Raw genomic sequence first — 12,009 nt, 5'->3', positions numbered from 1 at the left:
TCCATGCGCACACTTCTGGTTTTACTTCATCGCCACATCGGCTTGGCCACAGCGTTGTTTCTGCTGATGGCAGGGATCACATGCAGCATTCTGGCGTTCAATCATGAACTGGATGAATGGCTCAACCCAGTGTTCTATCTGGCGACATCCGAGGGTGAGCGTCTGCCTCCTGGGGATCTGGTCGACAAGCTGCAAAACGAGCATCCGCGCCTTCAGGTCTGGTACATGAAGTACCCGGACGATGTGGGGCATACGGCCTTACTCGCAGCCGTTGCACGTACCGATCCATCGACTGGAAAACCTTTCGCCGAGCCCAACCAGGTGTTCTATCTGGACCCAGTAAATGGTGAGCAGAAGGGGCTGAATCCCGTGGGCTCATAGCCGCTGAGGAATGGGGCCTGACTCGACTGAGTTATCAACAGGCTTATGAGCGTGCGCTGAAGCAAGGTCAAAGACTGGAGTTGACGGCGTCGATCGGGGAGTTGTATTACAGCTTTGAGTACAACTTCTATGGGGCGGGTTTTGGGCAACATGATACTGAGGCCCATTGTAAATCCTGGCTGTTCTTCCATGGCGCAGACGGGCGTTTATTAGGACAGGAGATCGCGGGGCAGGGCACTTTGGGAGAACGTTTTTACAGGCTGCAATTGCCGATACACGGAGGGCGAATCATTGGATTCACCGGGCAAGTCAAGTTGCCGTGTTGGGTATTTTGATTGCAGTGCTGTCGGTGACCGGGAACTATATCTGGTGGCGCAAGTTGGTGGCTCGCAGAAGCAGTAAGGCGCGCAAAGAGTAGTCTGGAGTGAAGTTTTTAGGGCTCCAGAACGACAAAACCCCTGTCTGCGTTAGCAGACAGGGGTTTCGGAATTCAATCTTGACGATGACCTACTCTCACATGGGGAAACCCCACACTACCATCGGCGATGCATCGTTTCACTGCTGAGTTCGGGATGGGATCAGGTGGTTCCAATGCTCTATGGTCGTCAAGAAATTCGGTGACCAGCCCGTTACAGCCGTAACGTGCCAGCAAAATTGGTGACTTCTACTAAAACAAAACCCCTACCTGCATACGCAGATAGGGGTTTCGGAATTTAATCTTGACGATGACCTACTCTCACATGGGGAAACCCCACACTACCATCGGCGATGCATCGTTTCACTGCTGAGTTCGGGATGGGATCAGGTGGTTCCAATGCTCTATGGTCGTCAAGAAATTCGGTAGCCAGGTCGTGGGCCTTTTCAGGTTCACGCTCCAGCGAATGGGTATGCGATAGTTTGGTGTTTTGTGAGTATCTCGAACTTTCGGTTCGTTTCGTCTTCACACACCGCAATCTGGCTTTTACGCTCAAATTGCTTGGGTGTTATATGGTCAAGCCTCACGGGCAATTAGTATTGGTTAGCTCAACGCCTCACAGCGCTTACACACCCAACCTATCAACGTCGTAGTCTTCGACGGCCCTTCAGGGGACTCAAGGTCCCAGTGAGATCTCATCTTGAGGCTAGTTTCCCGCTTAGATGCTTTCAGCGGTTATCTATTCCGAACATAGCTACCCGGCAATGCCACTGGCGTGACAACCGGAACACCAGAGGTTCGTCCACTCCGGTCCTCTCGTACTAGGAGCAGCCCCTCTCAAATCTCAAACGTCCACGGCAGATAGGGACCGAACTGTCTCACGACGTTCTAAACCCAGCTCGCGTACCACTTTAAATGGCGAACAGCCATACCCTTGGGACCGGCTTCAGCCCCAGGATGTGATGAGCCGACATCGAGGTGCCAAACACCGCCGTCGATATGAACTCTTGGGCGGTATCAGCCTGTTATCCCCGGAGTACCTTTTATCCGTTGAGCGATGGCCCTTCCATACAGAACCACCGGATCACTAAGACCTACTTTCGTACCTGCTCGACGTGTCTGTCTCGCAGTCAAGCGCGCTTTTGCCTTTATACTCTACGACCGATTTCCGACCGGTCTGAGCGCACCTTCGTACTCCTCCGTTACTCTTTAGGAGGAGACCGCCCCAGTCAAACTACCCACCATACACTGTCCTCGATCCGGATAACGGACCTGAGTTAGAACCTCAAAGTTGCCAGGGTGGTATTTCAAGGTTGGCTCCACGCGAACTGGCGTCCACGCTTCAAAGCCTCCCACCTATCCTACACAAGCAAATTCAAAGTCCAGTGCAAAGCTATAGTAAAGGTTCACGGGGTCTTTCCGTCTAGCCGCGGATACACTGCATCTTCACAGCGATTTCAATTTCACTGAGTCTCGGGTGGAGACAGCGCCGCCATCGTTACGCCATTCGTGCAGGTCGGAACTTACCCGACAAGGAATTTCGCTACCTTAGGACCGTTATAGTTACGGCCGCCGTTTACCGGGGCTTCGATCAAGAGCTTCGCGTTAGCTAACCCCATCAATTAACCTTCCGGCACCGGGCAGGCGTCACACCCTATACGTCCACTTTCGTGTTTGCAGAGTGCTGTGTTTTTAATAAACAGTCGCAGCGGCCTGGTATCTTCGACCGGCATGGGCTTACGCAGTAAATGCTTCACCCTCACCGGCGCACCTTCTCCCGAAGTTACGGTGCCATTTTGCCTAGTTCCTTCACCCGAGTTCTCTCAAGCGCCTTGGTATTCTCTACCCAACCACCTGTGTCGGTTTGGGGTACGGTTCCTGGTTACCTGAAGCTTAGAAGCTTTTCTTGGAAGCATGGCATCAACCACTTCGTGTTCTAAAAGAACACTCGTCATCAGCTCTCGGCCTTAGAATCCCGGATTTACCTAAGATTCCAGCCTACCACCTTAAACTTGGACAACCAACGCCAAGCTGGCCTAGCCTTCTCCGTCCCTCCATCGCAATAACCAGAAGTACAGGAATATTAACCTGTTTTCCATCGACTACGCTTTTCAGCCTCGCCTTAGGGACCGACTAACCCTGCGTCGATTAACGTTGCGCAGGAAACCTTGGTCTTTCGGCGTGGGTGTTTTTCACACCCATTGTCGTTACTCATGTCAGCATTCGCACTTCTGATACCTCCAGCAAGCTTCTCAACTCACCTTCACAGGCTTACAGAACGCTCCTCTACCGCATCACCTAAGTGATACCCGTAGCTTCGGTGTATGGTTTGAGCCCCGTTACATCTTCCGCGCAGGCCGACTCGACTAGTGAGCTATTACGCTTTCTTTAAAGGGTGGCTGCTTCTAAGCCAACCTCCTAGCTGTCTAAGCCTTCCCACATCGTTTCCCACTTAACCATAACTTTGGGACCTTAGCTGACGGTCTGGGTTGTTTCCCTTTTCACGACGGACGTTAGCACCCGCCGTGTGTCTCCCATGCTCGGCACTTGTAGGTATTCGGAGTTTGCATCGGTTTGGTAAGTCGGGATGACCCCCTAGCCGAAACAGTGCTCTACCCCCTACAGTGATACATGAGGCGCTACCTAAATAGCTTTCGAGGAGAACCAGCTATCTCCGAGCTTGATTAGCCTTTCACTCCGATCCACAGGTCATCCGCTAACTTTTCAACGGTAGTCGGTTCGGTCCTCCAGTTAGTGTTACCCAACCTTCAACCTGCCCATGGATAGATCGCCCGGTTTCGGGTCTATTCCCAGCGACTAGACGCCCTATTAAGACTCGCTTTCGCTACGCCTCCCCTATTCGGTTAAGCTCGCCACTGAAAATAAGTCGCTGACCCATTATACAAAAGGTACGCAGTCACCCAACAAAGTGGGCTCCCACTGCTTGTACGCATACGGTTTCAGGATCTATTTCACTCCCCTCTCCGGGGTTCTTTTCGCCTTTCCCTCACGGTACTAGTTCACTATCGGTCAGTCAGTAGTATTTAGCCTTGGAGGATGGTCCCCCCATATTCAGACAAAGTTTCTCGTGCTCCGTCCTACTCGATTTCATGACTAAGAGATTTTCGCGTACAGGGCTATCACCCACTATGGCCGCACTTTCCAGAGCGTTCCGCTAATCTCAAAGCCACTTAAGGGCTAGTCCCCGTTCGCTCGCCACTACTAAGGGAATCTCGGTTGATTTCTTTTCCTCAGGGTACTTAGATGTTTCAGTTCCCCTGGTTCGCCTCTTAAGCCTATGTATTCAGCTTAAGATAACCATCTTATGATGGCTGGGTTCCCCCATTCAGACATCTCCGGATCAAAGTCTGTTTGCCAACTCCCCGAAGCTTTTCGCAGGCTACCACGTCTTTCATCGCCTCTGACTGCCAAGGCATCCACCGTATGCGCTTCTTCACTTGACCATATAACCCCAAGCAATCTGGTTATACTGTGAAGACGACATTCGCCGAAAATTCGATAATACTCAATTAAGAGCAACTCACAAATTTTACCTTAGCCTGATCCGTTACCAGTGAAAGTAACGTTCAGTCTATCTTTCTATCACATACCCAAATTTTTAAAGAACGATCTAATCAAAGACTAGAAATCAATATTCACTTCAGAATATTCATTTCTAAACTCTAACAGCAGAAGCAGTTAATGGTGGAGCCAAACGGGATCGAACCGTTGACCTCCTGCGTGCAAGGCAGGCGCTCTCCCAGCTGAGCTATGGCCCCATACAAAATTGGTGGGTCTGGGCAGATTCGAACTGCCGACCTCACCCTTATCAGGGGTGCGCTCTAACCAACTGAGCTACAGACCCAATTTCGAGCGCGTAACTGTTAGCTGTGAGCTATCAGCTTGGAGCTTAAAGCTGCTTCTATCGTCTTCTTCAATGAATCAAGCAATTCGTGTGGGAACTTATGGAGCAGCTGATGTCGTCGATTAAGGAGGTGATCCAGCCGCAGGTTCCCCTACGGCTACCTTGTTACGACTTCACCCCAGTCATGAATCACACCGTGGTAACCGTCCTCCCGAAGGTTAGACTAGCTACTTCTGGTGCAACCCACTCCCATGGTGTGACGGGCGGTGTGTACAAGGCCCGGGAACGTATTCACCGCGACATTCTGATTCGCGATTACTAGCGATTCCGACTTCACGCAGTCGAGTTGCAGACTGCGATCCGGACTACGATCGGTTTTCTGGGATTAGCTCCACCTCGCGGCTTGGCAACCCTCTGTACCGACCATTGTAGCACGTGTGTAGCCCAGGCCGTAAGGGCCATGATGACTTGACGTCATCCCCACCTTCCTCCGGTTTGTCACCGGCAGTCTCCTTAGAGTGCCCACCATTACGTGCTGGTAACTAAGGACAAGGGTTGCGCTCGTTACGGGACTTAACCCAACATCTCACGACACGAGCTGACGACAGCCATGCAGCACCTGTCTCAATGTTCCCGAAGGCACCAATCCATCTCTGGAAAGTTCATTGGATGTCAAGGCCTGGTAAGGTTCTTCGCGTTGCTTCGAATTAAACCACATGCTCCACCGCTTGTGCGGGCCCCCGTCAATTCATTTGAGTTTTAACCTTGCGGCCGTACTCCCCAGGCGGTCAACTTAATGCGTTAGCTGCGCCACTAAGAGCTCAAGGCTCCCAACGGCTAGTTGACATCGTTTACGGCGTGGACTACCAGGGTATCTAATCCTGTTTGCTCCCCACGCTTTCGCACCTCAGTGTCAGTATCAGTCCAGGTGGTCGCCTTCGCCACTGGTGTTCCTTCCTATATCTACGCATTTCACCGCTACACAGGAAATTCCACCACCCTCTACCATACTCTAGCTTGTCAGTTTTGAATGCAGTTCCCAGGTTGAGCCCGGGGATTTCACATCCAACTTAACAAACCACCTACGCGCGCTTTACGCCCAGTAATTCCGATTAACGCTTGCACCCTCTGTATTACCGCGGCTGCTGGCACAGAGTTAGCCGGTGCTTATTCTGTCGGTAACGTCAAAACACTAACGTATTAGGTTAATGCCCTTCCTCCCAACTTAAAGTGCTTTACAATCCGAAGACCTTCTTCACACACGCGGCATGGCTGGATCAGGCTTTCGCCCATTGTCCAATATTCCCCACTGCTGCCTCCCGTAGGAGTCTGGACCGTGTCTCAGTTCCAGTGTGACTGATCATCCTCTCAGACCAGTTACGGATCGTCGCCTTGGTGAGCCATTACCTCACCAACTAGCTAATCCGACCTAGGCTCATCTGATAGCGCAAGGCCCGAAGGTCCCCTGCTTTCTCCCGTAGGACGTATGCGGTATTAGCGTCCGTTTCCGAGCGTTATCCCCCACTACCAGGCAGATTCCTAGGCATTACTCACCCGTCCGCCGCTCGCCACCAGGTACAAGTACCCGTGCTGCCGCTCGACTTGCATGTGTTAGGCCTGCCGCCAGCGTTCAATCTGAGCCATGATCAAACTCTTCAGTTCAAACATCTTTGGGTTTTTAAGAAACCCTAAACTTGGCTCAGCAATCGTTGGTTACATCTTTGATTTCTCGCTGAGTAACTTGTGATGCTGATAATCTTGTTGACTACCAGTCTGACTCCACAAGCACCCACACGAATTGCTTGATTCAGTTGTTAAAGAGCGGTTGGTTAAGATCTTTCGTCTCAACCGAGGCGCGCATTCTACAGCAGCCTCTGTTGCTGTCAAGCGGTTATTTTCAGAAGTTTTCAAAGTTTCCTTTGCAACTTCAACCACTTGCGCTTCCGATCTCTCGTTAGCGGGAGGCGAATTCTACAGCGTTACTCGCTGCTGTCAACACCTCTTTTACACCGCTTTCGACCGAGAAGATCGAACCGTCAATCAAGCCAAACCCACCTGCTTGATCAACTCCTTCTGCGCTTCGATAACCTGAAGCAACTCGCTGTCGAAAACTGCGTAACTCTTTGTTTACCAAGGAGTTTTCCGTTTCGACTGCGCCGGAAGTGGGGCGAATTATAGACGTCCAGAATCTGCCGTCAACACCTAATTCAGCTTTTCTATCAATAACTTGCAGAAAGCCAAAAAACAGGCTGATTCCCTTCTATATAGGAGAGCAAAACCACTCTCTCTATATAGAAGGAGTCTTCAGAGTACCCCCGCCACTTTAAAAGCGGCGACCGCATCAGCATCCAGACCCAACACCCGCTGCAGAACCTCCAGCGTGTGCTCACCCAATAAAGGAGGCGCATTACGATATTCCACCGGTGTCTCCGACAGGCGAATCGGGCTCGCTACCTGCGGCACCATCCCGGCCAGTACATGGGGCAGCTCGATAGCCAACCCACGCGCCTTGACCTGAGGATCGGCAAACATCTGAGCCAGGTCATTGATAGGTCCACAGGGCACACCCGCCTGCTCCAGCTGCAGCACCCATTCAGCCGTGGTCTTGAAGACCGTCGCCTGACGGATCAGCGGAATCAACGCCGCACGATTCGCCACCCGCAGCTTGTTAGTCGCGAAACGCAGGTCATCCGCCCACTGAGGCTGCCCAGCCACCTCCGCAAACTTGCGGAATTGCCCGTCATTACCCACGGTGAGGATGAAGTCGCCATCCGCCGTAGGAAAATCCTGATATGGCACGATGTTCGGATGAGCATTACCCAGGCGCTTGGGCGCATTGCCCGTAGTCAGATAGTTCATCGCCTGGTTGGCCAGGCACGCCACCTGAACATCCAGTAACGCCATGTCGATATGCTGACCGCCACCGTCATGATCCCTATGAGCCAGCGCTGCAAGGATCGCCACAGTCGAATAAAGCCCGGTCAGGATGTCTGTCAGTGCCACACCGACTTTCACCGGCCCTGCGCCCTCATCGCCTTCAGGTCGACCTGTCAGGCTCATCAGCCCACCCAAGCCCTGGATCATGAAGTCATAACCCGCACGCTTGGCGTAAGGCCCGGTCTGGCCAAAGCCGGTAATGGAGCAATAAATCAGATTCGGATTGATGGCCTTAAGCGACTCATAGTCCAGCCCATAGGCTGCCAGGCCACCGACCTTGAAGTTCTCGATCAGGATGTCCGACTTGGCCGCCAGGTCACGCACCAGCTTTTGCCCCTCCGGACGCGTGAAGTCGATGGTCACCGATTGCTTGTTGCGATTGGCCGACAAGTAATAGGCGGCCTCGCTGGTGTTCTCGCCATAGGCGTCTTTCAGGAAGGGAGGCCCCCAGGCGCGCGTATCGTCGCCATTGCCCGGGCGCTCAACCTTGATCACTTCGGCGCCAAGGTCCGCAAGGATCTGCCCGGCCCAAGGCCCGGCCAGCACTCGCGATAAATCCAGTACCCGCAGATGCGAAAGCGCGCCCATGGACGTTCTCCTATTAATAGAACGCCTGGATGCCGGTCTGCGCGCGACCGAGGATCAGTGCGTGGACGTCATGCGTACCTTCATAGGTATTCACCACTTCCAGGTTGACCAGGTGACGAGCAACACCAAACTCATCGGAAATGCCGTTGCCGCCCAACATGTCACGCGCCATGCGCGCGATGTCCAGGGACTTGCCGCAGGAGTTGCGCTTCATCATCGAGGTGATCTCGACTGCCGCTGTGCCTTCATCTTTCATACGACCCAGACGCAGGCAGCCTTGCAGTGCGAGGGTAATTTCGGTCTGCATGTCGGCCAGTTTCTTCTGGATCAGTTGAGTAGCGGCCAATGGACGACCGAACTGCTGACGATCCAGGGTGTACTGGCGAGCGGTGTGCCAGCAGAACTCGGCTGCGCCGAGGGCGCCCCAGGAAATGCCGTAGCGTGCGGAGTTAAGGCAAGTAAAAGGGCCTTTCAAACCACGGACATCCGGGAAGATGTTTTCTTCAGGAACAAACACGTTGTCCATGACGATCTCGCCGGTAATAGATGCGCGCAAGCCAACCTTGCCGTGAATCGCCGGAGCGCTCAGGCCTTTCCAGCCTTTCTCCAGAACGAATCCACGAATGTCGCCCGCATCATCCTTACCCCAGACCACGAACACATCGGCGATCGGGCTGTTGGTGATCCACATCTTGCTGCCGGTCAGGCTGTAACCGCCTTCGACTTTGCGTGCACGAGTAATCATCGCGCCCGGGTCGGAACCGTGGTTAGGCTCTGTCAGACCGAAGCAGCCAATCCATTCGCCCGATGCCAGTTTCGGCAGGTACTTCTGTTTCTGGGCTTCAGTGCCGAATTCATTGATCGGCACCATGACCAGCGAGGACTGCACACTCATCATCGAGCGGTAGCCGGAGTCGACGCGCTCGACTTCACGAGCGATCAGCCCGTAGCTGACGTAGTTCAGGCCGCTGCCACCGTACTGCTCGGGAATGGTCGCACCCAACAGGCCCACTTCACCCATCTCGCGGAAGATCGCCGGATCAGTCTTCTCATGGCGGAAAGCTTCAAGAACACGCGGTGCAAGCTTCTGCTGAGCGAATTGCTCTGCAGTGTCGCGGATCATGCGTTCTTCTTCGGTGAGCTGTTGATCCAGCAGCAGGGGATCGATCCAGTTGAAGCTAGCTTTACCGCCCATGAGTGTGTCCTCTCGAATCGGGTCAAATAACGTGGACTGATCCTAGGCCGGGTTTAGCGCTACGGCAAACGAGGATTTTGCATACTGTTGTGCTAATTTCTCACTCCGTAACGTCGCAAGATAGCCTACATGCGATGTATTAGTGAGGTTGAAGTACATGCGCCGGAAAATCCCTAGCACTACCGCCCTGATCAGCTTTGAAGCGGCAGCGCGCCACGAAAGCTTTACCAAAGCGGCGCAGGAGCTTTCGCTCACCCAAGGCGCTATTTGCCGACAGATCGCCAGCCTGGAAGAGTTCCTCAGCGTCGAACTGTTCCGACGCTCGCGACGCGGAGTGAAGCTGACGGAGGCCGGACTTTCCTACAGCCGCCGCGTAGCCACCCAACTCGACGCGGTTGAACGGGACACCTTGTCGGTGATGGGGCAACAAGGCGCGAACGTGATCGAGCTGGCCGTCGTGCCGACCTTTGGCACCCAATGGCTGCTTCCACGGCTCAAGGATTTCCAGCACAAACACCCGGAAGTGACGGTCAACCTCACCAACCGCACACGCCCCTTCCTGTTTGCCGACACCGACTTCGATGCCGCGATTTATTTCGGCGATGCGGATTGGTCGGGTACTGAATCCCACAGGCTGATGGGCGAAAATCCGATGCCGGTGTGCAGCCCAACGCTACTGGGCAAAAAAGCCAACCTGACTCCCGATCAAATCGCCGAATTGCCCCTGCTGCAACAGACCACGCGGCCTTATGCCTGGCGCCAATGGTTCAACTCCCAGCACCTTAATGTTCCGCGAGACATGACAGGACCGCGCTACGAGCTATTCTCCATGCTTGCCCAAGCGGCGATGCACGACATGGGGATTGCGCTGATACCGCCATTCCTGATTCAACGCGAACTGACCGAGAAACGCCTGGTGATAGCCAACACCCAAGCACTGTCGAGCATCAAGGCCTATTACCTGATGATTCCAGAGCGAAAGGTCGAATCGGCCTCCTTACGGGCCTTTCGCGATTGGCTGGTCACCCAGGCACATAGCTACAGCCTAGAAGGATAAAGGCTTACACCCACTAGCTGACCCGGTAGTCAATAAAATCAAAGCCCTACAGATGTACGTATTTGTCGCATATTCGTAGACTGTATCTGCAAGCAGTACAAACGTCCCACAAGCGCCTGAATACGTGGCTTTTAGCCTGCATTTCCCAGATATGACACCTCATTCACCGTAACGATTTGTAATTTCCTAAAACTTGCCAAAAACCCTTACAAGTCACGGTTTACAAGGGATCGAACCGGTAAGTTGCGACATTCGGTCACGGGGTGACTTGTAGTTAATTTTCCGTCACCCGTCATAATCCCTTGAAGGGCACAAAGTTCGCCTGCAAAATGCCGCGCCCCGCCGAGATTTGGCGGGATCGTGCTGATCGGCCGCCCCAGCCGTACCATCCGAAGTGCCTGGGTTTACTCAATAAGATCACGCAGGAGATTTGACGTGCACATTGGTGTTCCTCTCGAAACCCAGACGGGTGAAACCCGGGTTGCTGCAACCCCGGAAACCATCAAAAAGCTGATCGGCCAGGGTCACAAGGTCACTGTGCAAAGCGGCGCCGGCATTAACGCCAGCGTTGTCGACAGTGCTTATGAAGCGGCAGGCGCAATGATTGGCAGCGCCAACGATGCGTTTGGTGCCGAGCTGATTCTCAAGGTGGTCGCCCCCAGCGACAGCGAACTGACGCTGATCAAGAGCGGCACCGTTGTGGTGGGCATGCTCAACCCGTTCAGCAATGAAACCATTGCCAAGCTGGCTGAGTGCGGCATTACCGCGTTCGCGCTGGAAGCGGCTCCCCGCACCTCCCGCGCTCAAAGCCTGGATGTGCTGTCCTCCCAAGCGAACATCGCCGGCTATAAAGCCGTGTTGCTGGCCGCTCACCACTACCCCCGCTTCATGCCAATGCTAATGACGGCTGCGGGCACCGTGAAAGCGGCACGCGTGCTGATTCTGGGTGCCGGCGTTGCGGGCTTGCAGGCGATCGCCACGGCGAAACGTCTGGGTGCAGTGATCGAAGCGTCCGACGTGCGTCCTGCGGTAAAAGAACAAATCGAATCCCTCGGCGCCAAGTTCGTCGACGTACCGTATGAGACCGATGAAGAGCGCGAATGCGCTGTCGGTGTCGGCGGTTACGCCCGGCCAATGCCCGCCAGCTGGATGCAACGTCAGGCCCTGGCCGTGCACGAGCGCGCCAAGCAGGCTGACATCGTCATCACTACCGCACTGATCCCGGGCCGCAAGGCACCGACGCTGTTGAGCGCGGAAACCGTGGCGCAGATGAAACCAGGCTCGGTGGTCATCGACCTCGCGGCAGCCCAGGGAGGCAACTGCCCGCTCACCGTGGCCGACCAGGTCGTGGTCGAGAATGGCGTGACCATTTGCGGCCCGACCAACCTGGCCGGCGCAGTCGCGGCAGATGCTTCGGCCCTGTACGCACGCAACCTGCTGGACTTCCTGAAGCTGGTCTTCAACAAAGAAGGCCAGTTCGAGATCAACCTCGAAGACGACATCGTCGCCGCGTGCCTGATGTGCCGCGACGGCCAAGTCATCCGCAAAAACGCCTAAGCAGGGATTCAGAC

Annotated in this window: 4 protein-coding genes, 2 tRNA genes, 4 rRNA genes and 1 pseudogene; 3 read left to right on the top strand and 8 right to left on the bottom strand. The window is 54.2% G+C overall.

The window, feature by feature from the left end; translation table 11 throughout:
- The first annotated feature begins 3 nt into the window (after window positions 1–3).
- Window positions 4–799: pseudogene (locus tag ACYZTM_RS15935) on the top strand (PepSY-associated TM helix domain-containing protein).
- Window positions 800–875: 76 nt separating this feature from the next.
- Here ACYZTM_RS15935 and rrf (ACYZTM_RS15930) read toward each other — a convergent pair.
- The 8 genes from rrf (ACYZTM_RS15930) to ACYZTM_RS15895 form a co-directional block, all read right to left on the bottom strand.
- A 5S ribosomal RNA gene (gene rrf, locus ACYZTM_RS15930) occupies window positions 876–991 on the bottom strand.
- Between the two features lie 107 nt (window positions 992–1,098).
- Window positions 1,099–1,214, bottom strand: a 5S ribosomal RNA gene (gene rrf, locus ACYZTM_RS15925).
- Window positions 1,215–1,368: 154 nt separating this feature from the next.
- Window positions 1,369–4,260, bottom strand: a 23S ribosomal RNA gene (locus ACYZTM_RS15920).
- A gap of 239 nt (window positions 4,261–4,499) precedes the next feature.
- Window positions 4,500–4,575: transfer RNA gene (locus ACYZTM_RS15915), tRNA-Ala, on the bottom strand.
- Between the two features lie 9 nt (window positions 4,576–4,584).
- Window positions 4,585–4,661, bottom strand: a tRNA-Ile gene (locus ACYZTM_RS15910).
- A gap of 123 nt (window positions 4,662–4,784) precedes the next feature.
- Window positions 4,785–6,323: ribosomal RNA gene (locus ACYZTM_RS15905) — 16S ribosomal RNA — on the bottom strand.
- Together the 16S, 23S and 5S rRNA genes with 2 tRNA genes alongside form the textbook arrangement of a ribosomal RNA operon.
- A gap of 642 nt (window positions 6,324–6,965) precedes the next feature.
- Window positions 6,966–8,186, bottom strand: coding sequence for a CaiB/BaiF CoA transferase family protein (locus tag ACYZTM_RS15900; protein ID WP_461983376.1), 1,221 nt, complete (start codon window positions 8,184–8,186; stop codon window positions 6,966–6,968).
- Between the two features lie 13 nt (window positions 8,187–8,199).
- Window positions 8,200–9,381: an acyl-CoA dehydrogenase gene (locus ACYZTM_RS15895; protein ID WP_010465741.1), complete on the bottom strand. Its 1,182-nt coding sequence runs from the start codon at window positions 9,379–9,381 to the stop codon at window positions 8,200–8,202.
- 157 nt (window positions 9,382–9,538) lie between these two features.
- On the opposite strand from ACYZTM_RS15895, the gene ACYZTM_RS15890 reads away from it, so the two are divergent.
- Both ACYZTM_RS15890 and ACYZTM_RS15885 read left to right on the top strand, forming a co-directional pair.
- The gene (locus ACYZTM_RS15890; RefSeq protein WP_131059141.1) at window positions 9,539–10,438 is read left to right on the top strand and encodes a LysR family transcriptional regulator; all 900 of its coding nucleotides are present in this window, start codon (window positions 9,539–9,541) and stop codon (window positions 10,436–10,438) included.
- Between the two features lie 435 nt (window positions 10,439–10,873).
- Window positions 10,874–11,995 (top strand): Re/Si-specific NAD(P)(+) transhydrogenase subunit alpha, encoded by a 1,122-nt coding sequence (locus ACYZTM_RS15885; RefSeq protein ID WP_461983374.1) that lies wholly within the window; start codon window positions 10,874–10,876, stop codon window positions 11,993–11,995.
- The last annotated feature ends 14 nt before the right edge of the window (window positions 11,996–12,009 follow it).

It is taken from the genome of Pseudomonas sp. MDT2-39-1 (assembly GCF_054898085.1).
Note: the sequence above shows the minus strand (reverse complement) of the source record. Positions and strands in the feature narration are given on the sequence as shown.